The sequence below is a fragment of the Mesobacillus maritimus genome (assembly GCF_019749255.1).
GTDB classification, from domain to species: domain Bacteria; phylum Bacillota; class Bacilli; order Bacillales; family Cytobacillaceae; genus Mesobacillus_B; species Mesobacillus_B maritimus_A.
This window is the reverse complement of the sequence record NZ_JACWFH010000008.1, coordinates 100,860-126,253: the sequence shown is the minus strand read 5'-3', so window position 1 is coordinate 126,253 and position 25,394 is coordinate 100,860. Positions and strand designations below refer to the sequence as shown.

The following is a 25,394-nucleotide window of genomic DNA, read 5'->3' as shown; positions in this document are numbered from 1 at the left end:
TTTTGGCTTTTCTCTTCCTCCCCTGTCCGAATCAGGCCCTTATTCGACTAGCTTTAGCTTCTTCTTCCACCTCTGTCCGAGTGAGTCCACTATTCCGGCTAGCATATGCACATTTTAGACTTTTTCTGTCCGTATGAATTCAGCTTCCTACAGGTTTAGCCTTAACCAAAAAACCCAATCCATATTGGATTGAGTTTCTCGATATTAAATAAAAATAAAAGGATCTGTTTGGACCTCGGAAGAAATAAACTCGACGTCAAACCCCTTCTCTTGACATCTTTTTTTCATTATTTCTGCCACACCAGACTTCATCACCTTTTCAACATTATGACCTGGATCAATCATGTTTAGTCCTGCCATCCATGCATCATGTGCCGTATGATAATAAAGGTCACCGGTAATATAGACATCAGCCCCGCGGAATTTTGCGGTAGAAAAGTATTTATTACCGTCCCCACCTAGGACCGCAACCTTTTTAATTCTAGCCTCTAAATCTCCCACAACTCGAACGGTCTTAACATCAAGAACCTTTTTAACATGTTCAGCAAATTCTCTCAATGTCATTTCACTAACCGTACCGATTCGTCCTAGACCGAGCTCTTCTCCCTTATTCTCCAATGGGTAGAGGTCATAGGCAATTTCCTCATAGGGATGTGCTTTAACCATCGCTGAAATCACTTGTTTTTCAAGACTTTTTGGGAAAATCGTTTCAATTCTTACTTCTCCTACCGCTTCAAGGCGCCCCTGTTCCCCGATATGAGGGTTAGTTGAGTCCCCCGGAAGGAAACGCCCTGTGCCATTAACACTAAAAGAACAATGACTATAGTCACCAATTGCACCAGCCCCAGCATTCCCTAAAGCATCGCGAACCTTTCCTGCATCTTCTTCAGGGACATACACAGCTAGCTTTATTAATTTATCCTCAAATGTTGGTACTAACACCTTCGTATTGCTTAGTCCAAGTGCTTCTGCAAGCAGGTCATTCACCCCGCCCTTTGCAACATCTAAATTAGTATGAGCTGCATAGACAGCAATATCATGCTTAAGTAATTTGGTAATGATTCTACCAGAAGCTGTATCTTCTGTTATTTTCCCCATTGGCCTAAAGATAGGAGGATGATGTGCAATAATTAATTGAATACCTTTTTCAATGGCTTCATCAACCACTTCCTCAAGCACATCTAGTGCAACCATGACCTTCGTTACCTGTTTATTTAAAGCACCCACCTGTAGCCCAATTTTATCTCCCTCCATGGCATAGGACTTTGGAGAAAACTGTTCAAATACCTGAATCACTTCATAGCCATTGACTTTTTTCAAGAAAGGACCTCCTCTACCATTTTGAGTTTATTCTCTATTTCTCTTTTCTTTTCCAAGGTTGAATCATTTTGCTCTGCCTGCTCTAGTTGATTTAATATTCTTTGCCAATTTGTCTTTTCAAGTGCCCATTTTTCACAGAAGGCATCATTTTTTTCTTTTAATAAAAATGGCCCAAATAATAACTCTAGTTCTTGCATGTCACTTTTGATATCTTCCCCTGTTCCATTTTGTGCTACAAGAACCTCATAAATTTTCCCGTCTTCTTTTAGAATACTTTCCGAAACTAGTCTCCAGTTATTCTCGCACAGCCAACTTCTGATTGCATGTGCACCTACATTTGGTTGTAGGATAAGCCTCTCTACATTCACAAGCTTGTCTTTCCCTGCTTCCAGAATACTCGTAATTAGGGTACCTCCCATTCCTGCAATGGTTATACACTCCACTTCTCCAGGCTGGATTACCTCAAGTCCATCTCCTTTACGAACATCGATGCTCTTTGTGAGGCCCTCAAGCTGCACCTGCTTAAGCGCGGACTGATATGGACCTTCAGCTACCTCTCCAGCAATTGCGTACCGCACAGCCCCTTTTTTGACCATATGGCAGGGTAAGTAGGCATGGTCTGATCCAATATCAGCAATTCTACTGCCCTTAGGTATGTAATTTGCAACTGTCGCCAGTCGATCTGACAGTTTATCTGTATTCATCTGTTCACCTACTAATATTATTTATGATGCAAGCAATTTTATTTTCATTTGCCCTTATAGGTCTTCTAGCCTTTCTTACACTAGTATAAAAAAAGTCCTTTGCAGATGCAAAGGACTAGCTAGTACAACTATTTCATTTCTGCAAGCCATTGAGCCATTTTCTCTTCATTTCCTGCCACTAGGCCTCCAGGCATTCCACCTGGTGTTCCATTGGTAAGAATATCCTGAATTTCTTCCGGTGAATATTTGCTGCCAACTGCTGTCAATGCTGGGCCAGATACACCTTGGTATTGATCACCATGACAACCGATACAGCTCTGCTGATAAATTTCTTCAGGGCTTGCATCAGCCACTTCTTCAGTATTGTCTCCGCCTTCACTTTCCTTAGCAATTTGTTCTGCATCCCCTAAACCTTTGAAAGAAAGGAAAAACATTAGGCCAATACCAAATACCATAATCAACACAAATGGAATAATTGGATTCCGGTTCATATATACCCCTCCTTATGTATAAGTTATAAATTCTTATAACTATAGCAAACAACTTTATTTTACTTGAAAAATGTTATTAGATAAAGTAAAAAAGCAAACTTTGTCACATGAATCCACAAATTAGACACATTTTCCACTAAAGCACTCCCGATTTCATCGCCCATTTATGGAAAATTAATCCTAACGGCATTTGCAAAGTGAGAGACAATTCAGTAAAATAGCTTTATATAGTGTTAATTAAGAAATTCATATGAGCCTGTTTAACGAAGTATATTGGTTATTCTAGGTTGAGACCTTCCCTTTGTCAATCTGATGTCATCGAACATTGTATAAAAAAGGAATAATTTACCCTAGAGTAAATTATTCCCAAGAAGTTTATTCTAAAAAGTCTTTTAGACGTTTACTGCGGCTAGGGTGCCTTAGTTTCCTGAGTGCTTTCGCCTCAATCTGACGAATACGCTCACGAGTGACACCAAATACTTTCCCAACTTCTTCAAGTGTTCTCGTGCGACCATCATCAAGTCCAAAGCGGAGTCTTAAGACATTTTCTTCTCTGTCTGTTAGGGTATCCAATACATCCTCAAGCTGCTCTTTTAATAATTCATAAGCAGCATGCTCTGAAGGAGATGTTGCGTCCTGATCTTCGATGAAGTCGCCTAAGTGTGAATCGTCTTCTTCACCAATCGGTGTTTCTAACGAAACGGGCTCTTGGGCAATTTTAAGAATTTCACGAACCTTTTCAGGTGTTAAATCCATATCTTCAGCAATTTCCTCAGGAGTAGGTTCACGTCCTAAATCCTGTAGTAATTGCCTTTGCACACGAATGAGCTTGTTAATCGTTTCAACCATATGAACTGGAATACGGATCGTTCTAGCTTGGTCTGCAATCGCTCTTGTAATTGCCTGACGAATCCACCAAGTTGCATACGTACTAAATTTAAATCCTTTGCGGTAGTCGAACTTTTCAACTGCCTTAATGAGTCCCATGTTTCCTTCTTGAATTAAATCAAGGAATAGCATGCCTCGCCCAACGTAACGCTTTGCAATGCTGACAACAAGACGTAGGTTTGCTTCCGCGAGACGTCTTTTAGCTTCTTCGTCACCTTGTTCGATTCTAGTGGCCAAATTGATTTCTTCCTCAGCAGAAAGTAAATCTACACGGCCAATTTCTTTTAGGTACATTCTCACTGGGTCGTTAATTTTTACACCAGGTGGGACGCTAAGGTCATTTAAATCAAATTCTTCATCGCTGTCTTTGGCAAGCTCTTTTACTGCCGGATCTTCATCAGCATCTTCACTATCACCTACGATTTCAACACCTTGGTCACCAAGAAATTCGTAAAATTCATCCATTTGGTCAGAATCTAATTCATAACTCGATAATTTTTCTGCAATATCATCGTAAGCGAGGACACCGGTTTTTTTACCCAGTGCGGTTAATTGGTCTTTCACTTGTTCTAAGGTAACTTCTGGCTCAACCTCTTTAGAACGGGCCGACTTTTCAGCCATATGTACCCCTCCTTCCAAAATCACAACACTTTAATGCAAATTTATAGATTTTCGCAATTGGATAATTTCCATCGCAATTGCGGCTGCACGTAAATAATCACTTTGGCGTTCAGCTTCTTTTTGTTCTACTTCTTTAGCTTTTATTTTTAACATCTTTTGATAATTCAACACCTGCTTGATATAATCAGATAACTCCTGATCACTAAGCTCTTCGTTGAGTGAAATCATTCCGATGTCTGCTACAATCCTTTTTAGCTTATTATCTTGTAGATAATTTAAGAACCCATTCAAATCAGGCTCATGACCTTTTTCATAAAAACCCAATAAGTAAGTAATAATGGCTTGATGTTCATCTACATTAAAGGTGTTACCCTGTAGCAACTCATGAACCTTGTAGGCAATCTCACTGTCTTTAAGCATATGTGAAATTAATCGTCTTTCAGCTTCATAATAAGCGGGCTTTAGCCCACCTTGCCTTACCACATAAGATTTTGCTTCTGGGCTTACGACATTTTCTTTTTTCGGTTGCTGTGTTGATTTAGTTGTTTCACTCACTTGTTGTTTCAAGGCTTCCAACGAAAGTGAAAACTCATTGGCCAGTTGCCTTAAATAAAAGTCTTTCTCAACCGCTTTATCAAGCCGACCAATCTCCTCTAATACTTCTTCTATATATTGAAGGCGATCTCCTTCATTCTGAAGGTTTTTCCTCCGTCTATAGTAAAGCATTTTAAAGGCCATATGTGTCAAACTTGACCCGATTACCTCTGTTCTAAACCTCTCTTCACCATATTGCTGAATATAGTCATCAGGATCAAGTCCATTAGGCATATTGGCTACTTTGACTATACAACCAGCTTCATCCAGCATGGCTGCAGCTCGGCTTGCTGCCTCAATCCCAGCATTATCCGAATCATAGCAAATCGTAATTGTCTGAGCATTTTTTTTAAGTACTGTTATATGCTCTGTCGTTAAGGATGTTCCCATTGTGGCAACACCGTTTTCAACCCCTGCTCTATCCGCCGCAATTACATCCGCAAATCCTTCAAATAAAACAACATGGTGTTGTTTCCGAATTGCAGAGCGAGCTTGGTTAAAGTGGTAAAGAATTTTACTTTTATTAAAGATTGGTGTTTCCGGACTATTTAAATATTTTGGTTCATCGTTTCCTAAGGCTCTTCCGGAAAACGCAATCGTATTGCCTTGGTGATCAAAGATTGGAAACATAATCCTATTGCGGAATCGATCAAAGTATGTCTCATCTCTCTCCCTTTTAATGATTAGTCCAGCCTTTTCCATCTGCTCTGGCAAATACCCTCGTTTTTGTAAGAGGCTACTCGCAAATTCCCAACTTGGGAGAGCATAACCAATTTGAAACTTTTCAATGGATTCCTTTGAAAAACCTCTATTGATCAGGTATTCTAAGGCGTATTGCCCTTCGTCTGTATTCATCAATAAATGATGATAAAACTTTCGGAGCAATTCATGGGCTTCTACCATCTGCCTGAAATGTTCAGGAACTGCTTTCCGTTTCAAAGAAGTGGAAGCATCAAATTCTAGCTCAACATTTGCATACTCAGCTAATTTTAGTGCGGCTTCTTGAAAGGATAGTCCGTCAATGTCCATCAGAAAAGAGAAGACATTTCCTCCTGCACCACAACCGAAACAATGATAAATTTGTTTATCAGGTGAGACGGAAAACGATGGAGAATTTTCACCATGAAAGGGACAAAGACCAAAATAATTGCGTCCTTGCTTTTTTAGCTGGACATAATCGCCAATGACATCGGCGATATCGACCGCCTGACGGATCTCGTTAATTTTTTCTTCGGCAATCCTTTCTGCCATGTGCATTACTCCATTTAATTTCTCTCTTGAAAATTCGACAAAAGCCTTGTCAATTCCTTCTTGAAGTTTTCTCTATCTTTTTCACTAAGTGGTTCAGGGTTTTTTCCATAATCCCCGGCGTCTTTTCTCTTTACGGAAAGATGCCGAAGCTTGAGCAACCTCGAGTTACTTTCCTCAAAATAAATTTTCCCCGACGTGATAGAACATAAACACCTTTTGAAAGCCATGTTGAGGCGAAGCCAACGTCTTGTGTAATTCATCTATCACCTTAGTTAGGGTCGGCTTCTCTCAATGAGTCAACAAATACCCTCAGAAAAAGACAAATCACTTTTCATATGTGAATATGGAGTGACAAAAACCAAATCAACTGGGAAAAGACGAAGTAAGTTGAATGATTACTCTTTTACTGGCCAAGAATCTACATCGACAAAAACTGTCAAATAATCCAATTCATAACTAGTAATTCTACATCACTCCGCATATTCCTTCTTTACAAGAGGATTTTTTCAAAATCAGTTTTTGTCGAATTTTTCTTCACCCATTTCCTTGACATGTAACAATAAATAGTTTATTCGTAAATAGTCAAGTCTAAACCTAAAGTTGGATATTTTTATCACAATTTTTTATTATAGTACAAGAAATGCAATTTCGCTATTGTTTTTTTATTTTTTTTTCGTTCAAAAAAAAGGATAGCACATACCATATGTGCTATTCGGCCATAGGTGAATCATACTTTAAGATTTTAAGCACTGGTGTACATTTCTGATTCTAGCCCTTCGCTTTCCAATAGCAGTCATGGAAGTCTATCTTCCCTAGCGTAAAGCACTCCTCAACTGGCTGCTACTCATGCACAATCTTTCCTTTACTCTCCACACCAATCAACATTCTTAAACATTCACAAGGAAACAATAACCCTTTTTAAAATTTGGATGGAGAATTGCTTTTCTTTAACATAATGTTCATAATAACGTTGGCACTTTCTTCAACTGCTTTATTGGTTACGTCAATAATTGGGCACCCAATTTTCTCAACAACAGAATCAAAGTACGCAATTTCTTCCTCAATTCGGTTTATGTTGGCATAAATAGCCTTTTCATTTAGTCCCAGCGAAATCAAACGTTCTTGACGGATCTGGTTCAGTTTTTCCGATGAAATGCGAAGGCCGAAACATTTTTCTTTTGGAACCAATAAAAGCTCTTCAGGTGGATCAATTTCAGGAACAATTGGGACATTGGCTACTTTAAAACGTTTATGAGCAAGGAATTGAGATAATGGTGTCTTAGAAGTTCTAGAGACACCAATTAGAACGACGTCAGCCTTAAGGATTCCCCGTGGGTCGCGTCCATCATCATACTTAACTGCAAATTCAATAGCCTCAATTTTTTTAAAGTAATCTTCATCTAATTTATGGACAAGCCCCGGTTCATACAACGGAGTTTCTCCACACTGTTCCTGAATCTGACTCATCAACGGTCCGAGAATATCAGAAACGATAATTCCCTCCCTGAGTGCAACCTGTTTCATATAATCACTGATTTCTGGTTTCACTAGCGTATAAGCAATCATACCCCCGTCTTGCTTAGCTAGAGATACGACCTCATCTACATTTGATAAATCTTCAACAAATGGGAAACGCTTAATGGTCATGTCTGTATTATTAAATTGACTAACTGCTGCTTTCGTAACTAACTCAGCCGTCTCCCCTACCGAATCGGAGACAACATAGATGATCGGCATCTTATCCATTGAAATACCAACTCCTAAGTTTGATCCTAATCCTCTTGCGCTAAGGCAACAAAGGCCTTTGTAATGTTTGTCTTTGTTAGTCTTCCAACAATCTCGAGTCCTCGTTCCGTTTCTTTTACGATTGGCAATGCATCAATTTGCTTTTCAATTAGCTTTTTGGCCGCTTCAATTAACAAGTCCTCTTTCATGCATACTGCGATATTGGGCATTCTTGTCATGATAATATTCACAGGTATTGCGGTCAGCTCTTGTTTCCCGATACTAGCTCTTAAAAGGTCTTTTCTGGATAGGACCCCCGCTAATAATCCACCATGATCAGATACAAACAATGTACCAACATCCTCTAGAAACATTGTGACAATCGCATCATATACTGATACATTCTCAGAGATAACAACAGGAATAGATTGATAATCTCTCACAAGAATTTTCTTTAGATTTTCTGTTAAAAGCTGTGTACCAGATTTTCCCGTGTAAAAATAACCTACCCTTGGTCTCGCATCTAGGAAACCAGCCATCGTTAATATCGCTAAATCTGGCCTTAGTGTAGCTCTTGTAAGATTCAATTTATCAGCGATCTGTTCCCCGGTAATCGGGCCGCTTTCCTTCACAATTTCTAATATCCGTTCTTGGCGCTTATTCAGTTCGATTTTCCTCACCGCCTACCTGAACCCGTTTATAAAAAATCAAAAGCGCAAGCGCCCATTTAGCACATTAAAAGGCTGCCGGGCGCTAGAGCTAGACATATATCTTACGCTAGAGGTATTTCACTTATTACGAAAGCAATGCATATTAAGGCACTCGCAACTTGTTTTTATTTTACGTTAATATCGTTAACCTTAGCGAATTTTGTGATCAGTGAAGCAAGCATGGCCATTTGATTTAGTCGGTTCTCGCGGACATCTAGCTTGTCGGCCATAACCATCGTGTGCTCAAAGTAATTGTTAATCTCACCTTTTAAGGATTCTAGCAACTGATAGAATGCTTCAGCAGCAATCCCTTCTTCTTCCTGCTTAGCAGCGTCTAAGAATTTTCTATAAAGGAGCTTTTCTTGTTCATTTTCAAAAAGATCTTCGTTGATATCTCCAACCACCTCGGCCTTGCTAGCAATATTCAAAACACGGCTTAGGGCTTCGATACTTTCTTTAAAACCGTCTTCATCCTTTTTCTCCTGCAAGACGCGTGCTTTATCTAATAAACCTGGGATATCTCTCAAACCACTACCTAAAGTAGCATCAATTAAGTCATAACGAATTCCCTGTTCTTGAAGAAGATGTTTCATTCTTAAACCAAAGAAGTGTGAAAGATCCTGGAAAGTCTCCTCATTTGTCCTTTTTAGGATTCCTGCTTCAGTAATCAGGTTGAGAGAAAGACCAATTAATAATTCAAGTGAAATACTCCACTTTTTATTTACAAGTGTTTGGACTATACCTGTTGCTTGTCTTCTTAGTGCATATGGATCTTGGGAACCACTTGGGATAACCCCAATCGCAAAAAACGAACAGATTGTATCTAACTTTTCAGAGATAGCGACAACGGCACCAGCATCGCTATCAGCTGTACCATCTTCAGCATTTCTAGGCATATAATGCTCATTAATTGCCTTTGCTACCGCTGGTGTCTCTCCTTTTTGCATTGCATATTTCTCACCCATGATACCTTGTAATTCTGGAAATTCATAAACCATTTGTGTTACCAAATCGAATTTGCTAATTTCTGCTGTGCGATCAACAGCTGTTTGGGTTTCTTTGTCCAACTCAAGACGCTCACTTATTAAGTTCGCAAGCATTCTAACACGGCTGGATTTCTCCGCAACTGTCCCAATATCTTCATGATAAACGATGTTTTTCAATTTAGCTAAGGCATCATCAATCGCCAATTTCTGGTCCTCTTTATAGAAAAACGCAGCATCCGCTAGTCGTGCTCTTAGAACTTTTTCGTTTCCTCGTGAAACCTTTTCTAAATGCTGGTGATCTCCATTTCGAACAGTTACAAAATAAGGTAGGAGTTCTCCATCTTTTGATTTAACCGGAAAATAACGCTGATGTTCCTTCATAGAGGTAATCAATACCTCTTCAGGGATTTCAAGAAACTCTTCTTCAAACCGTCCATAAAGCGCAGTTGGGTACTCTACTAAGTTTGTGACCTCGTCGAGCAATTCCTCGTCTACGGGAATCACCCAATCATTTTCCTGTTCAATATTTTCTAACTGAGTCTGAATCGCCTTTTTTCGTTTATCAGCATCTGCAATGATATATTGATTTAGTAATTCCTCTTCGTAGTTATCCGGTGAGCTAAGTACAAACTCTGTTCCTAAGAATCGGTGTCCCCTAGTTTGGTTACCTGTCTCTACCCCTGTAATTGAAAATGGAATTACATCATTTCCAAACATTGCGATAAGCCATTTTATTGGACGAACATATCGTAACTCTTCATTTGCCCAACGCATATTCTTAGGAAAAGTTAAGCCAGTGATCATACTTTGCATTTCTGGCAGAAGATTAGCAGTATCTTGACCTTCAATAAATTTCTTAACATGGGCATATTCAACCCCATTGATTTCTTTAAAATAAATGTCTTCAACTGTCATACCCTGACCACGTGTAAAGCCCTGGGCTGCTTTAGACCATGTGCCGTCCGCGGCAAGTGCAATTTTCTTTGCTGGTCCTTTAGCTTCCTCATGGCTATCTTCTTGCCTTTCAGCTACATCTGTAACAAGAACAGCTAATCTACGTGGTGTAGAATACATCTTAAGCTCACTGTATTCAATTTTTTTATTTGAAAACCAAGCACCGACTTTATCAGCAAGCTGGTTAATCGAATCATTAATAAATCTGGCAGGCAGTTCTTCAAGCCCAATTTCAAGCAACAAATTACGTTTACTCATGACCTAGTTTCTCCTTTCGCTCTAAAATTGGAAAGCCCAATTTTTCTCTTTCTTCATAGAACGTTTTAGCCACTTTTCGTGCTAAATTTCGGCATCTTCCAATATATCCAGTTCTTTCCGTAACAGAAATCGCACCTCTTGCATCTAGGATATTAAAAACATGAGAGCATTTTAATACATAATCATAGGCCGGATGAACAAGGCCTGCTTCCATTTGTCTATGGGCTTCTTTTTCATAAATTGAAAATAGATTAAAGAGCATATCAGGGTCGGATGTCTCGAAGGTATATTTACTATGTTCGAATTCAGGTTGTCCGAAAATATCCCTAACCGTAAAACCATCTGTCCATTCAAGCTCAAACACATTTTCTTTATCTTGAATATATGAAGCTAAGCGCTCAATTCCATAAGTGATTTCAACAGATACAGGCTTACACTCCAGGCCACCAACCTGCTGGAAATAAGTAAACTGAGTAATCTCCATTCCATCAAGCCAAACTTCCCAACCTAGTCCAGCACAGCCAAGTGATGGATTTTCCCAGTTATCCTCAACAAATCGAATATCATGCTCAAGAGGGTTAATACCAAGCGCCTTTAGTGAGTCTAGGTACAACTCCTGAATATTGTCAGGTGAAGGCTTCATAATTACTTGGAACTGGTGATGTTGATATAAACGATTCGGGTTTTCCCCATATCGTCCATCTGCAGGTCGTCTTGAAGGCTCAACATACGCCACATTCCAAGGTTCAGGACCAATTGCCCTCAAAAAAGTATAAGGACTCATTGTACCGGCACCCTTTTCGACATCGTATGCCTGCATTAAGATACAGCCTTGTTCAGACCAGTGTTTTTGCAACGTTAAAATCATATTTTGGATATTCATAAAAGAACACACCTCCAAATTTTTTGAACTCTTAAGGCACAATCCTGAGCAAACAAAAAACTCTCGCCACTATGCCTTAAAAATGGCATAGGGACGAGAGTTACCCGCGGTTCCACCCTATTTGCTGCATACGCAGCCTCTTTAAGTAAAGTCGCTCCAGAACGCCATTCTCTAAATCTCCGCATCTCGGCTCACACCATCCCGAGTTCGCTTTTACAGAGGAATTTAGATACTCCTTTCCTTCACAGCAACATATGTAAGTAATTTATTTAGAATCATAACCAAAACAAAATGAGTTGTCAATATTTATAGCTTATCTTTAAAGCTATCAAGCTGCCCAAGAAACTTCTTCGTTTTCAAGTTGAGACCAGAGTATTCTTCATAATACGCATTTATAACCTTTTTTAACTCTGCCTTTGTTTCAGCCTTGACGGAGATATTCCCAAGTCTTGAGAGATCAAGTAAATAAAAAAGTCTTAACAAGCGAACCGTAGCAGGTGAAATTCTATAATGATAGGGATCTTTTTGGATGCAATGTTGGCAGAGAAGGCCACCTTCTCGAATTGAAAAAGCAAAGTTCCCTTCTGTCCGTCCGCAGCTTGCGCATTGGTCCAAAACCGGATAAAGCCCAAGAACATTCAACATTTTCATTTCATAGATATTCACTAAGATATCTAAGTCATAGCCTTCGTTCATATATTGCAAAGTCTGCAAAAGAAGTTCAAAGAGAAAAGGATTAGGCTTCTTTTCTTCAGTGCTTTTGTCTGTTAAGTCAATAACATAACTAGCATAAGCAGTTAAAAAAATATCCTCTCGAATACTTCGCATTGACGAAATCAAATCCCCTTGTTGCAGACCTCCAAGCCCTCTACCACGTTGGATTAGAAAATAACCATAAGTAAAAGGCTGGGTGACAGCCGTTAGGCGACTATTTGGTTTTTTCGCCCCTCTTGCCATCACTCCAACCTTACCCCATTCTCGTGTAAATAAGGTCACGATTTTATTCGTTTCAGCATAATCAGTTGTTCTTATAACGATGCCTTCGCATTTTTCCAGCACCATTCTTCACCATCCACCTGAGGAGACAATCTATGAGATGGGAAAATCAATTTCTGCTAGATCTTCCTCCTGATTATCGGGTATTTCTCGTCTTTCCTGCTCCAATTCCTTGAAGAGGAGATAAGTGTCAATATTACCTGTTTGTGAAAAGACCTTCCAGGTAAAATCCAACATGCGAAAACCCCACCTTTCATTAATCGATACTAGCAATTTCAATCCCGAATCCTTAACAATATCATAGCCTGTCAGTCTGTTTTTCATGTGCCACAAATTTTGTAAATGAGTTAAATGCATAAAACATGTCTTCACCTAATACATTAATTAGGGCTTTTTAAACACTAACCATTTTTTAATACGGCTCTTTTCTCAAACTTTGTTGTAAAGTGCACATCCATTATACCTAGCTCATTCTGAGCTATATACGAAATTCACTAATGAGAAAAGAGCTTACAAACCAATTAAAACCTAATAAATAGCTGTCCTTATGCTAAAAATCAGCTTTAGGATTTTAGCAAACAATCCTTACCCAAATAGCTTTTAATATTCATCTTCCCTAAAACCATAGTCACGGAGGTGTGAAGCACGGTTCCTCCAGTCCTTTTGAACTTTTACCCATAATTCAAGAAACACTTTGCTTCCCAATAGGTTTTCAATATCGAGTCTTGCTCGCTTGCCAACTTCCTTGAGCATACTCCCTTGTTTCCCGATTACGATTCCCTTTTGAGAATCTCTTTCAACAATAATGGTCGCCATAACGTGTACGGTATCCTTTTCATCGTTTCGTTCAATTTTCTCAATCAAAACAGCAAGGGAGTGAGGAATTTCCTCACGCGTTAGATGAAGCGCTTTCTCCCTAATTAATTCAGAAATTATGAAACGCTCAGGATGATCCGTCACCTGGTCAGCAGGGTAATACTGAGGACCCTCGGGTAAGTAAACTTTAATTTGCTCTAGAAGTTTTTCAATATTGTTCCCTTCTAGTGCTGAAATTGGCACAATCTCTTTGAAATTAAGTTTCTCTTTGTATCCATCTATCATCTTCAAAAGTTGGTCTGGGTGAACTAAATCAATTTTATTGATAACGAGAAATACAGGTGTATGAATGGATTGAAGCTTTTCAATAATGAACTCTTCTCCACGTCCATAGCCTTCCTCTGCATTCACCATAAATAAAACAAGGTCAACTTCCTTAAGGGTATTTTGTGCAACTTTCATCATAAAATCCCCAAGTCTATGCTTAGGTTTATGAATACCCGGTGTATCAATGAACACCATTTGCGAATCATCAAGGGTTAAGACCCCCTGAACCTTGTTTCTCGTGGTTTGAGGTTTATCGCTCATAATCGCAATTTTTTGACCAACTACTTTGTTAAGGAAGGTCGATTTGCCGACATTAGGTCTACCTATGATAGAAATAAAACCTGATTTGTATCCATTATCCTTATTCATGTAAATCCTCCGGTGTAAACGCGCCTGGAAGCAATTCCTCAACGGTTAGTTCTAATGTATTTCCTTTTAAGTTTGTTAAAGTAACCTTCATATCCTTTGGGCATAATTCCGAAATAACCTGGCGACAAGCTCCACACGGAGAAATCGGTCGGTCTGTATTCGCAACGACAGCAAGTGCCTTGAATTTTCGATCTCCATGGGCGTAAGCACTAAAGATTGCCGTTCTCTCAGCACAGTTACACATACTGTAGGCAGCATTTTCAATATTACATCCATGATAAACCTTATCATCCTCAGTTAGTAAAGCTGCTCCAACTTGAAACTCAGAGTATGGAACATATGCTTTTTTCATTGCTATTATTGCTTCATCAATTAACGTTGTGTTATCCATCGATGATCTTCCTTTCCACTATTTTACCTTATATTGATGTTAATTTCACTGTAAATAACGAAAAAAGTTAAAAATTTTAAATTTTCAGTAAATATGCAAATCCTTTTAATCTGACTTATTTTCTCAAATTGCCTCCGCACACTCAAGATGTAACTAATAGGAATGAAAAGCTGCCTAGGAGGCAGCTAAAAAGATAAGATGGATAAGATTCTCGGAACAAATATAACAATTCCAACCACTACCGAGGTAACCGCAAATAGTAGGACAGCCCCCGCCGCGATATCCTTAGCCTGTTTTGCTAGTGGATGGTATTCTTCAGTCGCTAAGTCCACAACTCTCTCAATTGCAGTATTTATTAACTCCGCACATAACATCCCGCCAAGAACCAAAATAACAATTAACCACTCTATCCTGGTAATTGAAAAAGCAAAGCCTAGAAAAATCACCAACAAAGAAAGTGTCAGATGAATTCTTAAATTACGCTCGGTCTTAATAGCCGAAGAAATTCCACTGATGGCGTAATAGAAAGAACGTAAAAGAGTGATTTTTTTCTTATGATTCCTATCTGGTGAGCCCATACTCATCTAAAATTTCCCTTTGTCTTGAAAACATTCTTTTCTCATCTTCTTCATTTTCATGATCATAACCAAGTAAGTGAAGAAAACCATGAACGGCCAAGAATCCTAGTTCACGCATAAATGAGTGATTATATTCAACTGCTTGTTCTCTGGCTTTTTCAGTCGAAATGATAATGTCACCAAGAACACGAGGTATATCTGTTCCTACAATTTCCATTTCACCTTCACCCCTTTCTTCTAACGCAAATGAAATGACATCTGTAGGTCGATCCTTATCCCGATATTCTCGATTTATCTCATGGATTCTTTCACTTGAAACAAAGGTCACCGAAACTTCACTACCTGGCTCAACCTTCTCTTTCGTTGCAGCAAAATTCAATAGATTTTCAATTACCGCTAGATCGTCTTGAGAAAGTTCATCTACTTCATCAAAAATATCAATTTCCAAACTCATGCCTGCTTCACCTTCTGCTTTGTCATTTCTGGGTATTCAATCCGGGAGTGGAAAATGCCTTTTAGCGTTTCACAGAATGATTCCCCAACTACATTTAATTCTTTAAGAGTAATATCACAATCATTTAACTGTCCATCTTGAAGTCTATCCGAAATAATATTTTTCACAAGAGTTTCAATCTGCTCATGTGTTGGATTTGACATTGAACGAACAGCAGCTTCAACACTATCGGCAATGCCTATAATCGCACTTTCCTTCGTTTTCGCTTTCGGGCCTGGATAACGGTAATCAGCCTCTTTTACTTCGCTTCCGTCTTGTTTCGCCTTATGGTAAAAGAATTTTAATAGCGTCGTCCCATGATGTTGCTCAGCAATATCAATAATTTCTTTCGGCATCTTGTGCTTCCTAAGCATCTCCGCACCATCTGTTGCATGAGCAATAATAATATTTTTACTTGTCATCGGAGGCAATTTATCATGCGGATTTTCAATATTAATCTGATTCTCAATAAAAAATTGAGGGCGTTTTGTTTTTCCAATATCATGATAATAACACCCAACTCGAGCCAACAAACCATTTGCTCCAACTGCTTCACAAGCTGATTCAGCAAGATTCGCAACCATCACACTATGATGATAAGTGCCAGGTGCCTCTGTCAAGATTTTACGTAATAGTGGGTGATTTGGATTTGACAACTCGATTAGTTTCATGGTTGATAACACCCCAAAGCCGGCCTCGAAGAATGGTAAGAGACCAATCGTCAACACAGCAGAAGAAATACCTGATATAAATGCTACCAATAGATTTATCCCATATTCTAAGCCCGAATATTGGCTGTTACGCAGCAGAACAAGTGTAATGATAACAAAAAGATTAACTAACGATACAAATAATCCTGCTTGAAGAATTTTCGACCGCTGATTCTGATGTCGGAGGTACAAAATCCCTGCCAAGCCACTTGCGATAATATAAATCGCTACCGTCACATTGAGCGTTCCAGTGATCCCTTGGTTGAAAAGAATGCTGCCTGAAATCCCAAGGATAACGGTTTGAAAAATCGCTAAGCGTTCATTGATAAGTACTTTAATCAACATTGGCCCCATCGCAGCAGGAACTACATACCCAATCTCAGAATATTTATAATCAGTAAAGAGACTCAACAGTTTCATGATTAACAACACAAGGATAAAAATGAAACTAAAAATCAACAGCTGATTTTGATTGCTTCCTGTTGCTCGCATTTCGTCAAAAATAAAGAAAAGAGCACATAGGATAATAAAAATCATCATAGCAAGACCCACAAACGGCCTCAGAGAATTTTCATTATCTAAAAGTCCAGCCAGCTCCAATTTATGATAAACATCCCTACTGATTAACTGGCCTTCCTCTACAATGATCTGGCCCTCTAAAATCTTTACAGGCTCAACTCCGTCGCTTGCTTGCTGGCGCAAATCCTCAGTAGCTCTTGGGTCATAAAATTCATTTTGAATAATGGCATAACGACCCAATTCAATAATGGCAGCCTTTAAACCAGAATTTAGACTCGTATACTTTAATTCTTCCTCAACACGTTTTTTTGCATTTTCAACTCCATCAGCAGGAATCCGATTGGTCATTACATTGTTAACAGCAGTCACAGTTAAATCCCTTGCTATTGATAGATCGTCAGGTGAGGCATGTAACATCGCGGTGAAGGATTGATTAGAGATTGCATCCGTGACTTCAGATGTCAACATCGCCTTAACTCTTGTTAACTTTTCATTTAGCAATTGAGCAGGAGTTTTGCTTGCCTCGTTTTCTTCGTTAGCGGGTGCTTCCTCGATTTCACTATTCACTTCCGTAATGGAGTCAAAGATTGACGTAATTAAATCGACTTGATTTTGAGTGTATTCTTTTTTCACCGTATATACATCTTGGACTTGGTCGACGGCCTCTTGTCTCTTTCTCTCAGTATTCGTCTTATCTTCAACAGTAATCGGAGAACGGATTGTTTGACCGGCAATTGAAAACAGGGTTAGATTTAGTTTTTCCGGTTTCACATTGCTATACATGGATAAAAACATCACAATACCAAGGATAAGAAATAATAAAACACGGAAAAGCCTGATATTCAATAAATTAAGGATAGAATTTAACGAATGCTGTAGCTTTTCCATTCCATGCCTCCTTTCCCGTCCTTGCTAACAAGAAATACGTTAATTGGAAAATTTATCTTCATTATTTTACATCATACCAGTTTTTTTGCTAACTTTCATCTTTCAATTAGAAAAGCGGAAGTGCCCTTTTAGCACACGACAGGACTGGAGCGCTTCAACTGAAATCTAGGGAAACGATTGTTCCTTTTGTTATTTAGAACAACTAAAAAGTCTGTCCGAAAGGGACAGACTATTTCTGTTCGTCATTGTTTTCGTAGGCACGAATAATTCGAGCTACTAGCGGATGCCTCACTACATCTGTTTGTTCCAAATGAATAAACTCAATTCCCTTTACTTGTGAGAGAATTGCTTCCGCCATAATCAGTCCAGACTTTACCCCTCTTGGTAGGTCAATTTGAGTTTGGTCTCCCGTAATAACCATTTTAGATCCAAAACCTAGTCGCGTAAGAAACATCTTCATCTGTGCTTGTGTCGTATTCTGAGCTTCGTCTAGAATAACAAAAGCATCATCCAATGTTCTTCCTCTCATGTACGCAAGCGGGGCAATTTCAATTGTCCCACGTTCAATTAGGCGTTGGGTATGTTCCATGCCTAGGATATCGTGCAAGGCATCATACAATGGTCGTAAATAAGGATCTACCTTTTCCTTTAAATCTCCTGGAAGGAAACCTAGACTTTCCCCAGCCTCAACAGCTGGTCGCGTTAAAATAATTTTGTTTACATTCCCATTTTTCAACGCACTTACAGCCATGACAACTGCAAGATAGGTTTTACCGGTCCCAGCAGGACCAATACCGAAAACAAGGTCATTCTTTTTAATCGCATTGATATAATACCTTTGTCCAAGTGTTTTAGCCCGAATCGGCTTCCCTTTGGAGTTTTTCGCAACTTCTTCATTATAGAGATCTTCAAAATAGTCAAGGGTGCCCTTTTCAGCTAGTTGAATAGCATAGATGACATCCCTTTCACTGATATTAATTCCTTTCCTAACGACGGCAATCAGCTTTTCAAGTATTACCCGTGCTAATTCAACTTTCTCAGGATCACCTGAAAGATTGACTGATTCACCTCTAGTAACAATTGAGATGCTTAACTCTTTCTCCACCGCTTTAAGGTTGGCATCAGAGTTTCCAAACAATGCAATTGCTTCTTCATGATTAACTAGTTGGATTTCCATTGTTTTCAAATCTTGAGTCATCTTCGTCTCCTTGGATTATTGGTTGGCCTTCTGCGATATTTTCTATTACTTGAAATAGTATGGATAGTTTTACTTTACCATTCTTTATTGACTGATGTAAAATTTCTTCCCCTTTTATAGTAGCATCTTCAGGTAACTGGTTTTTTATATCTTTTCTTGCCAAATCAGTTGCTCTTTTAATTGCTTCCTTCTCGGTATAAGTCCGATTGACCTCTTCCCTTTCGCGTATGGTATCAGTTTTAAAGGTCACAGGAAGCTCCCATTTAAGCAATTTTAATCGATAATCTCTGGTCTCCTGTTCAAATTCTTTATATTGATGATCTCCGAATCCCCAAACTGGAATAGTAGCACTCCCAATATTGAGGTGGTATTTTCGTTTTTCTTCCCCACTAAATACTTGAAAGGTTGAATTGAGCGGCAGTTCAACCTGAGATTTATACCAGGTTTCTCCAAGAATTTCACCTCTTGCTGCAACCGGCTGTTTTTCATCCTCTTTCCCAATTAATCCAGAAACAAGCAACTGTCCTGGTTTTACATTATCGTTTAACTCAACAACTTGCTCCCCTTCTTCAACAAACATTTTGACGATTGTAGCCTTCTTGGTTGCGACGAGATTCTGTGCACTATATAACTCTGGTTTCTCCGGCTCCGCTTTTTCAACAACCTGAAAATGATAGGTTGTCCCCTGTAATTCCACCCCTACCCATGTCAAAGCCTTTACTTTATCAGTTAGTTCCCGTTGAATAACATCTACATTATCCACTTTAAATTGGGGTGTCCCAATTTTCACCCCCATATCGTCTAATTCCTTCCGTATTTGATATTCAGTAGCTGGGCTTGCCCCCTTTATTTCAATCCCCCAAACCATATTTGATAAGATTAAAATCAGTGCAAAAAAGGCAACTGCCCCTATGACAAACCCACTGTTTGTCCATAATCTCTGTAAAAAGAAAGGGCCGCCCGCCCTCTCAATAAATCGAATTTTGCACTCACTTGCTCTGGCAGGTCCACGAAGCTTTTTTATATCGGTTAACCTTATTTGAAAGGTAATGGCTTGTGTTCCGTGCCTTTTTACATTCCAGATAAGAATTTCATTTCTCGTTAATTGGTTTAAAAACCGCTCTACCCCTCTGCCAGTTACTTTTACTCGGACGATACCAATCAAACCGTTTATCCACTGATTTTTCATGTATTTCCTCCTGAATCATTCATTGATATATATCACCTGGTCAATTTTTCCTTCAAGTAAAATTTCTTCTGGCAAAATCGTTTTTATTACAAACGCCTTCCCTTTAACAAGAAGCTGTCCTTGCTCAAGCAACAGCCGAACTTCCCTGTCAGAGAAAGCAAGTAAGCCACGGTGGTTCTCAATATAGATATGGATTTGACCAACCATTGTAATTCGGGGGAGATCCATCATGACATCGGGTGGAAGATCCATGGTCTGGCTCATCCAATTTCGTATAAGCTGGCTCCATTTTTTTGCCATAAAAAAAGAACCCCCTTTCATCTCATATGTATGAGCTGAAAAAGGGTTCTAGCACTTCTTTTTAACTTCCTAGTCGAGCTTTAATTAACGATTTATTTACGCCTCATCGTCCGGTGCGGATTCCGTGAACGAGGCTCCCCAAGAACCTGCGCCCAAGCAATCCCTTCAATTAACCGGTCTGCCTCTGGGCTCAAGTCTAATGAGACTCCTTCTGGTGACTCATCCTTCTTCAATGAAGTGGTTGTTGCTATCGACCGACTCTGTAAATTGTTGGATCGAGGTGACTTTTTGTATTCATTCTCGCGGCGTCTTTCCTCATACTTCTTTTGGATATCCAAGAACGGATTTTCCGGTACACCGGTAAATTCCTTCTTCTCTTCGAACCGTTCATCTTCGGACGTTTCGGTCCTCAGTGGTTTAAGAGGTTCCGTAGGCATCTGTCCCTCTGAATTCCAAGTAGGTCCTTGTTGCTCAGGACGCACCGGCCTTTTAGGCTGCTGCTCTTGTTCCCCTTTTACCTTTTTAAACAAGCTTGAGATAATTCCAATCAAGACAAAGATGATGAGGGGGTTTTCAAATAGGAATTCCATCTAAGGTACCTCCTTTACATCCTGAATTCATTAGTCATTCTTTTTATCGTCTTTTTTTCCACCTGAAAGCTTACCAAATGAGTCTCTCATATCAGTATCAGCAGAAATATTTTGGATGTTCATGTAATCCATAACACCAATATTCCCCGATTTTAGCGCTTCAGCCATGGCCAATGGCACAGTTGCTTCTGATTCAACCACTTTTGCTCTCATTTCTTCAACTCGAGCCTTCATTTCCTGTTCTTGAGCTACAGCCATTGCTCTACGTTCTTCGGCCTTAGCCTGAGCAATTTTCTTATCTGCCTCAGCTTGTTCTGTTTGCAATTCCGCACCGATATTTTTACCGATATCAACATCGGCGATATCAATCGAGAGGATTTCAAATGCTGTACCAGCATCAAGCCCTTTAGCTAATACTGTCTGGGAAATCATATCTGGGTTTTCCAACACTTTTTTGTGATTATCTGAAGAACCGATAGTCGAGACAATCCCTTCCCCGACACGGGCTACAATGGTCTCTTCACCAGCACCACCGACAAGGCGGTCAATATTCGCTCGTACCGTGATACGGGCTTTCGCTTTTACCTCAATCCCGTCCATTGCAACACCGGCTATAAACGGCGTTTCAATTACTTTAGGGTTAACACTCATCTGGACAGCTTCAAGCACGTCACGCCCTGCTAGGTCAATCGCAGCAGCTCTTTCAAACGAGAGTTCAATGTTTGCACGGTGAGCAGCGATTAACGCATTCACGACACGGTCTACATTTCCCCCAGCAAGATAATGACTCTCCAACTGGTTCGTTGTTACTCCAAGCCCAGCTTTATGAGCCTTAATTAATGGATTAATCACTCGACTTGGGATAACTCGACGTAATCTCATCCCAATCAATGTAAAGATGCTTACCTTTACCCCAGCAGCTAATGCTGAAATCCATAGCATAACTGGTACGAAAGTAAATAAAACGCTAAGCAGTATTAAACCTATTACAACTGCAACTAGTACAAAAATTGTACCGCTAGTAAATACCATAACTATTTCCTCCAATCGATGTATTACTCAATTATTTCTCGGACCACAATTCTCGAACCTTCTGCTTTTACAATTTTGACTTTCTTATCCTTTTGGATAAAGCCACCTTCACTGACAACATCAAGTCGTTCGTCTCCAACCTTAACTGTACCAGCAGGTCTCAGAGCAGTAATTGTAACGCCTTCTACTCCAACTAAATCGTTTCGTGTTTTATTTGACACATAGCCACTATCGGTACTGGTTGAATCTGTCAGTATAATTTTTCTAAAGAATTTCACTTTTTTCCCCAACACCTTTACCATCAGGATAGATACTAGAACTGAAAGGATTAGAGCAATCAATAGGGATATTCCCATATGAACAATATTTCCTGATGCCAAGAAGAAGCTACCAATAACGGCTATAAATCCAATAATCCCGGCGATTCCACCTGGCACAAAAAGCTCGAGGATAATTAAACCGAGACCAATGACAAACAGAATAATGGCCTCATATCCCGCTAACCCAGCAACTAAATGACCATAAAAGAATAGAAGTAATGAAGAAATTCCCATGAACCCAGGTATACCAAATCCTGGAGAATACAATTCAAGCACTAGACCTAGACTACCAATTGATAATAGTATAGGGACCACAACAGGATGCGTAATAAATCTTGCTAGCTTTTCAGCAAAACTCTCTTCAACATTCTTTATGACCGGATCCTGGTAACCTAGTGTTTCAATTAAATGATCTAAATTAGATACGGTACCATCAGAGTAGCCAACCTCTAATGCCTGATCTGTCGTCAGCGTCAAGAGCTCGCCTTTTCCCGCACCATACTCCGGCAAATCCACTTCATCGTTTGCCATTGCCTCAGCATAGAGCGGATCACGTCCAGACTCTTCGGCAGCACTTTTCATCGCAGCTAGCCAATAGGACTGAGCTTTTTTATCAGCTGCATTTCCACTTTGATCGATAACCGCAGCAGAGCCCATTACAGCTCCGGGCACCATGTAAATTTCATCAGCATTCAATGAAATAAAGGCTCCAGCAGATAAAGCTTGTTTGTTTACAAAGGCTATGGTCCGAATATCTGTTGTTGTAAACAACTTTCCAATCTCCCCGGCCGCATCAACAGCACCACCAGGTGTATTAACGTCAAAAATAATGGCCGAAGCACCATCTGCTTCAGCTTCCGAAACAGCTCTTTCTAAAAATGCAAATAAGCCTTTTTCTACTGTCTTTTCCACCGGTACTACATAAATGGTTTCTCCTTGTGCTGACGTCCCTACAGGGAAAAGCGAAAAAACAAAGCCCATTACTAAAAGGAACAAAATGACAATCCGATTTGCTCTCAAATCCCACCCCCCTTTCTAATTTTTTTGCGGCTTCCTGTAATACGTTTATCCTACCCTGATAGTTTCATTTCCTTTAATAGTTTTATCACTAAATCGCTTAAAGGAACTCTTTTGACCATTCGGGGCTAATGACTTAAAAAACCATATATCCTATGTATAGTCTTATCGTACCATACGTATCCATTTTATGTACCACATAATGAACATAATTAAAGCCGTAAGCAAAATGCTTACGGCCAGTGCTCATTTTTTTATGAAAGGTGTTGTTGTACAAGTTTATTTACAAGTGATCCATCTGCCTTACCCTTAACTTTAGGCATGAGAGCAGCCATCACTTTGCCCATGTCAGCTTTAGACGATGCCCCAATCACTGCGATAGTCTCTGAAATTATAGTCATCAACTCTTCTTCACTGAGTTGCTTCGGCATATATGCTTTGACATAGGATAGTTCCATTCGCAATTTTTCAACAAGGTCTTCACGACCTGCTTTATCAAATTCCTGGAGGGAATCTTTGCGTTGTTTCATTTCGCGAGAAAGTACAGTCAACTCTTCCTCTTCGGACAACTCCTGCTTCCCGAGCTTAATTGCTTCGTTTTGCAAGGAAGACTTTATCATCCGAAACGTCGTGAGTTTGTCTTTTTCCTTGTTCTTCATCGCTTGGATTATATCTTTATTTAAACGCTCGAGAAGACTCAAATGATTCCACCCTCTCTTAGAACTTGCGTTTTCTAGCAGCTTCAGACTTTTTCTTACGCTTTACACTAGGCTTTTCATAGAATTCGCGCTTTCTAGCTTCTTGAATTGTACCTGATTTCGATACAGTTTTTTTGAAGCGTCGAAGAGCATCTTCAAGCGATTCGTTTTTGCGAACAACAGTTTTAGACATTCTCTTTCCCTCCCTCCGAACACAACACACTTACATGAAAACACATGGATACCATGTACTTTGCAATTATAATATAACAGCGTTGATAGGTCAACTGAATTTAAAGCTTATATTTAATAATAATGATATTGTCCATATAAACGAAAATATAAGACATGTCCATCCTTGGTTTTCATAGATATAGAATGAAAGGGTGGGGGTCAATGGTCTATTTAGCTTTGTTTATTCTATTTGTTGCTGTCTTCCTTTTAGGGATGATGGTCCTTCGAAAAGGTCTATTTAGTCTTTCCGCTGATTCAATGAAAATATGGATAGTAAGGATGACAGGTACACCTTTGAAAGGACTCATAGCAGGAGCAATTGTTACCGCTATTCTCCATAGCAGTTCAGCTGTAATGGTGATCACAATAGGATTGATCAGCGCAGGCATTTTAACCTTCCGCCAATCAATCGGAATTATTCTAGGTTCAAATATTGGAACCACATTCACACTAGAAATGATTACAATTAATATTGATATTTTTATTGTTCCGCTTGCGGTTATCGGAGCGTTTATGATGGTAACGAAGGCTTCAAGGTATCAGAATATTGGTAGAATCCTTTTTGGGATGGCGTCAGTATTCGCAGCCATGCGTGGGTTTTCATATTTAGCCGACCCGTTAACGACTCTACCTGTCATTGAACATACCTTAAATCAGATGAATACTAATTTATTTGTAAGTCTAGCAGCTGGTACAGTGTTGACGGCTATCATTCAATCGAGCACAGCAATGTCAGGAATCCTAATGGGGTTTCTTTCAGAGGGGACGATTGAATTTGCAGCTGCTCTCGCTGCAATGCTTGGCGCGAACATCGGTACCTGCGCAACCGCGCTATTAGCGTCTGCAGGAGCAGGAAAAGAAGCAAGACTAACAGCTTACGCTCACTTTTGGCTGAACTTTGCAGGCATGCTTGTGTTCTTCCCACTGGTTGATGATTATGCAAAAATAGCTCCTCTAACTGCAGATCGAATGGACGTCCAACTTGCACATGCTAGCGTTTTATACAATGTCATTTCGTCACTACTTGTTCTTCCATTTGCCGAGCGTTTCGGTAAAATGATTATCTTCCTTCACGGGCGCAATAAACTACAATAAGGACTGAGTAGCTTATTGTCGATAGGAGAGGCTGTTAATCTTTCCTGTAAACGGTTGTCCATGAGGTAGAGATAGATCACTCATGGGCAACTATTCTTTTTCCACCAGGTTTTATCTTTGAGACTGCCTCTCTTAGACAAAATACCTCTCCTTCCATCCTGTTTTGTCCTTGAGACTGACTCTCATAGACAAAATACTCTCCTTCCATCCTGTTTTGTTCTTGAGACTGTCTCTCTTAGACAAAATGCT

Annotated in this window: 26 protein-coding genes and 1 other annotated feature; of the genes, 1 reads left to right on the top strand and 25 read right to left on the bottom strand. The window is 39.6% G+C overall.

Going from position 1 to position 25,394, the window contains the following annotated elements:
• Positions 1 to 204: 204 nt before the first annotated feature.
• The 25 genes from H0185_RS05965 to rpsU all read right to left on the bottom strand — a co-directional run bounded on the left by H0185_RS05965 (position 205) and on the right by rpsU (position 24,009).
• Positions 205 to 1,320, bottom strand: a complete 1,116-nt coding sequence (locus H0185_RS05965; RefSeq protein WP_221872162.1) for a Nif3-like dinuclear metal center hexameric protein — start codon at positions 1,318 to 1,320, stop codon at positions 205 to 207.
• Positions 1,317 to 2,024 carry a tRNA (adenine(22)-N(1))-methyltransferase gene (locus tag H0185_RS05960; protein ID WP_221872160.1) on the bottom strand — a complete coding sequence of 236 codons (708 nt, stop codon included), beginning with the start codon at positions 2,022 to 2,024 and terminating at the stop codon, positions 1,317 to 1,319. Before H0185_RS05960 ends, H0185_RS05965 begins: the two co-directional genes overlap by 4 nt.
• 128 nt (positions 2,025 to 2,152) lie before the next feature.
• On the bottom strand, positions 2,153 to 2,515 hold the full coding sequence (gene cccA, locus H0185_RS05955) for a cytochrome c550 (protein ID WP_221872159.1): 363 nt from the start codon (positions 2,513 to 2,515) through the stop codon (positions 2,153 to 2,155).
• 375 nt (positions 2,516 to 2,890) lie between these two features.
• Positions 2,891 to 4,024, bottom strand: a complete 1,134-nt coding sequence (gene rpoD / locus H0185_RS05950) for an RNA polymerase sigma factor RpoD (RefSeq protein WP_221872157.1) — start codon at positions 4,022 to 4,024, stop codon at positions 2,891 to 2,893.
• Positions 4,025 to 4,054: 30 nt separating this feature from the next.
• Positions 4,055 to 5,869 (bottom strand): DNA primase, encoded by a 1,815-nt coding sequence (dnaG, locus tag H0185_RS05945; RefSeq protein WP_221872155.1) that lies wholly within the window; start codon positions 5,867 to 5,869, stop codon positions 4,055 to 4,057.
• A 14-nt stretch (positions 5,870 to 5,883) separates the two neighbouring features.
• Complete coding sequence (locus H0185_RS05940) at positions 5,884 to 6,096, bottom strand: DUF188 domain-containing protein (protein WP_246629078.1); 213 nt, start codon at positions 6,094 to 6,096, stop codon at positions 5,884 to 5,886.
• Between the two features lie 691 nt (positions 6,097 to 6,787).
• Positions 6,788 to 7,615 (bottom strand): pyruvate, water dikinase regulatory protein, encoded by an 828-nt coding sequence (locus tag H0185_RS05935; protein WP_221872153.1) that lies wholly within the window; start codon positions 7,613 to 7,615, stop codon positions 6,788 to 6,790.
• A gap of 26 nt (positions 7,616 to 7,641) precedes the next feature.
• On the bottom strand, positions 7,642 to 8,274 hold the full coding sequence (gene ccpN / locus H0185_RS05930; protein ID WP_221872151.1) for a transcriptional regulator CcpN: 633 nt from the start codon (positions 8,272 to 8,274) through the stop codon (positions 7,642 to 7,644).
• A 155-nt stretch (positions 8,275 to 8,429) separates the two neighbouring features.
• Complete coding sequence (gene glyS / locus H0185_RS05925; protein WP_221872149.1) at positions 8,430 to 10,502, bottom strand: glycine--tRNA ligase subunit beta; 2,073 nt, start codon at positions 10,500 to 10,502, stop codon at positions 8,430 to 8,432.
• Complete coding sequence (gene glyQ / locus H0185_RS05920) at positions 10,495 to 11,385, bottom strand: glycine--tRNA ligase subunit alpha (RefSeq protein ID WP_221872147.1); 891 nt, start codon at positions 11,383 to 11,385, stop codon at positions 10,495 to 10,497. Before glyQ ends, glyS begins: the two co-directional genes overlap by 8 nt.
• An 86-nt stretch (positions 11,386 to 11,471) precedes the next feature.
• Positions 11,472 to 11,640: a binding site (T-box leader), on the bottom strand.
• Between the two features lie 51 nt (positions 11,641 to 11,691).
• On the bottom strand, positions 11,692 to 12,444 hold the full coding sequence (recO, locus tag H0185_RS05915; protein ID WP_221873041.1) for a DNA repair protein RecO: 753 nt from the start codon (positions 12,442 to 12,444) through the stop codon (positions 11,692 to 11,694).
• A gap of 30 nt (positions 12,445 to 12,474) precedes the next feature.
• Positions 12,475 to 12,618 (bottom strand): YqzL family protein, encoded by a 144-nt coding sequence (locus tag H0185_RS05910; protein ID WP_221872145.1) that lies wholly within the window; start codon positions 12,616 to 12,618, stop codon positions 12,475 to 12,477.
• Between the two features lie 363 nt (positions 12,619 to 12,981).
• Positions 12,982 to 13,893, bottom strand: a complete 912-nt coding sequence (gene era, locus H0185_RS05905; RefSeq protein WP_221872143.1) for a GTPase Era — start codon at positions 13,891 to 13,893, stop codon at positions 12,982 to 12,984.
• Positions 13,886 to 14,284, bottom strand: a complete 399-nt coding sequence (locus H0185_RS05900; protein WP_221872141.1) for a cytidine deaminase — start codon at positions 14,282 to 14,284, stop codon at positions 13,886 to 13,888. The genes era and H0185_RS05900 overlap by 8 nt, the downstream gene beginning before the upstream one ends.
• 185 nt (positions 14,285 to 14,469) lie before the next feature.
• Complete coding sequence (locus H0185_RS05895) at positions 14,470 to 14,868, bottom strand: diacylglycerol kinase family protein (protein WP_221872140.1); 399 nt, start codon at positions 14,866 to 14,868, stop codon at positions 14,470 to 14,472.
• Positions 14,846 to 15,316 carry an rRNA maturation RNase YbeY gene (ybeY, locus tag H0185_RS05890; protein ID WP_221872138.1) on the bottom strand — a complete coding sequence of 157 codons (471 nt, stop codon included), beginning with the start codon at positions 15,314 to 15,316 and terminating at the stop codon, positions 14,846 to 14,848. Before ybeY ends, H0185_RS05895 begins: the two co-directional genes overlap by 23 nt.
• Positions 15,313 to 17,472 (bottom strand): HD family phosphohydrolase, encoded by a 2,160-nt coding sequence (locus H0185_RS05885; protein ID WP_221872136.1) that lies wholly within the window; start codon positions 17,470 to 17,472, stop codon positions 15,313 to 15,315. Before H0185_RS05885 ends, ybeY begins: the two co-directional genes overlap by 4 nt.
• Before the next feature lie 229 nt (positions 17,473 to 17,701).
• Positions 17,702 to 18,670, bottom strand: a complete 969-nt coding sequence (locus H0185_RS05880) for a PhoH family protein (RefSeq protein WP_221872134.1) — start codon at positions 18,668 to 18,670, stop codon at positions 17,702 to 17,704.
• A complete protein-coding gene (gene yqfD / locus H0185_RS05875) occupies positions 18,630 to 19,859 on the bottom strand; it encodes a sporulation protein YqfD (protein WP_221872132.1) in 1,230 nt (409 codons plus the stop codon). Before yqfD ends, H0185_RS05880 begins: the two co-directional genes overlap by 41 nt.
• Positions 19,860 to 19,874: 15 nt before the next feature.
• Entirely contained in the window at positions 19,875 to 20,159 is a 285-nt protein-coding gene (gene yqfC, locus H0185_RS05870; protein ID WP_221872130.1) for a sporulation protein YqfC, read from the bottom strand.
• A gap of 92 nt (positions 20,160 to 20,251) precedes the next feature.
• A complete protein-coding gene (locus tag H0185_RS05865) occupies positions 20,252 to 20,749 on the bottom strand; it encodes a hypothetical protein (RefSeq protein ID WP_221872128.1) in 498 nt (165 codons plus the stop codon).
• Between the two features lie 30 nt (positions 20,750 to 20,779).
• A complete protein-coding gene (gene floA / locus H0185_RS05860; protein WP_221872126.1) occupies positions 20,780 to 21,781 on the bottom strand; it encodes a flotillin-like protein FloA in 1,002 nt (333 codons plus the stop codon).
• Positions 21,782 to 21,804: 23 nt separating this feature from the next.
• On the bottom strand, positions 21,805 to 23,121 hold the full coding sequence (locus H0185_RS05855; RefSeq protein WP_425515812.1) for an NfeD family protein: 1,317 nt from the start codon (positions 23,119 to 23,121) through the stop codon (positions 21,805 to 21,807).
• A 251-nt stretch (positions 23,122 to 23,372) separates the two neighbouring features.
• The gene (locus H0185_RS05850) at positions 23,373 to 23,819 is read right to left on the bottom strand and encodes a GatB/YqeY domain-containing protein (RefSeq protein WP_221872125.1); all 447 of its coding nucleotides are present in this window, start codon (positions 23,817 to 23,819) and stop codon (positions 23,373 to 23,375) included.
• 16 nt (positions 23,820 to 23,835) lie between these two features.
• A complete protein-coding gene (rpsU, locus tag H0185_RS05845) occupies positions 23,836 to 24,009 on the bottom strand; it encodes a 30S ribosomal protein S21 (protein ID WP_090741070.1) in 174 nt (57 codons plus the stop codon).
• A 203-nt stretch (positions 24,010 to 24,212) separates the two neighbouring features.
• Here rpsU and H0185_RS05840 point away from each other — a divergent pair, with 203 nt between their 5' ends.
• Complete coding sequence (locus H0185_RS05840) at positions 24,213 to 25,145, top strand: Na/Pi symporter (protein ID WP_221872123.1); 933 nt, start codon at positions 24,213 to 24,215, stop codon at positions 25,143 to 25,145.
• Positions 25,146 to 25,394 lie beyond the last annotated feature (249 nt).

Bases quoted from the DNA above. Each gene is read 5' to 3' on its own strand.
- H0185_RS05880 (WP_221872134.1), bottom strand. From the start codon at position 18,670: ATGACTCAAGATTTGAAAACAATGGAAATCCAACTAGTTAATCATGAA.
- glyQ (WP_221872147.1), bottom strand. From the start codon at position 11,385: ATGAATATCCAAAATATGATTTTAACGTTGCAAAAACACTGGTCTGAA.
- glyS (WP_221872149.1), bottom strand. From the start codon at position 10,502: ATGAGTAAACGTAATTTGTTGCTTGAAATTGGGCTTGAAGAACTGCCT.
- rpsU (WP_090741070.1), bottom strand. From the start codon at position 24,009: ATGTCTAAAACTGTTGTTCGCAAAAACGAATCGCTTGAAGATGCTCTT.
- H0185_RS05935 (WP_221872153.1), bottom strand. From the start codon at position 7,615: ATGGATAAGATGCCGATCATCTATGTTGTCTCCGATTCGGTAGGGGAG.
- yqfD (WP_221872132.1), bottom strand. From the start codon at position 19,859: ATGAAAAATCAGTGGATAAACGGTTTGATTGGTATCGTCCGAGTAAAA.
- H0185_RS05960 (WP_221872160.1), bottom strand. From the start codon at position 2,024: ATGAATACAGATAAACTGTCAGATCGACTGGCGACAGTTGCAAATTAC.
- H0185_RS05840 (WP_221872123.1), top strand. From the start codon at position 24,213: ATGGTCTATTTAGCTTTGTTTATTCTATTTGTTGCTGTCTTCCTTTTA.
- cccA (WP_221872159.1), bottom strand. From the start codon at position 2,515: ATGAACCGGAATCCAATTATTCCATTTGTGTTGATTATGGTATTTGGT.
- dnaG (WP_221872155.1), bottom strand. From the start codon at position 5,869: ATGGCAGAAAGGATTGCCGAAGAAAAAATTAACGAGATCCGTCAGGCG.
- H0185_RS05885 (WP_221872136.1), bottom strand. From the start codon at position 17,472: ATGGAAAAGCTACAGCATTCGTTAAATTCTATCCTTAATTTATTGAAT.
- rpoD (WP_221872157.1), bottom strand. From the start codon at position 4,024: ATGGCTGAAAAGTCGGCCCGTTCTAAAGAGGTTGAGCCAGAAGTTACC.
- ybeY (WP_221872138.1), bottom strand. From the start codon at position 15,316: ATGAGTTTGGAAATTGATATTTTTGATGAAGTAGATGAACTTTCTCAA.
- H0185_RS05940 (WP_246629078.1), bottom strand. From the start codon at position 6,096: ATGGCTTTCAAAAGGTGTTTATGTTCTATCACGTCGGGGAAAATTTAT.
- H0185_RS05865 (WP_221872128.1), bottom strand. From the start codon at position 20,749: ATGGAATTCCTATTTGAAAACCCCCTCATCATCTTTGTCTTGATTGGA.
- yqfC (WP_221872130.1), bottom strand. From the start codon at position 20,159: ATGGCAAAAAAATGGAGCCAGCTTATACGAAATTGGATGAGCCAGACC.
- era (WP_221872143.1), bottom strand. From the start codon at position 13,893: ATGAATAAGGATAATGGATACAAATCAGGTTTTATTTCTATCATAGGT.
- floA (WP_221872126.1), bottom strand. From the start codon at position 21,781: ATGGTATTTACTAGCGGTACAATTTTTGTACTAGTTGCAGTTGTAATA.
- H0185_RS05895 (WP_221872140.1), bottom strand. From the start codon at position 14,868: ATGAGTATGGGCTCACCAGATAGGAATCATAAGAAAAAAATCACTCTT.
- H0185_RS05900 (WP_221872141.1), bottom strand. From the start codon at position 14,284: ATGGATAACACAACGTTAATTGATGAAGCAATAATAGCAATGAAAAAA.
- H0185_RS05910 (WP_221872145.1), bottom strand. From the start codon at position 12,618: ATGTTGGATTTTACCTGGAAGGTCTTTTCACAAACAGGTAATATTGAC.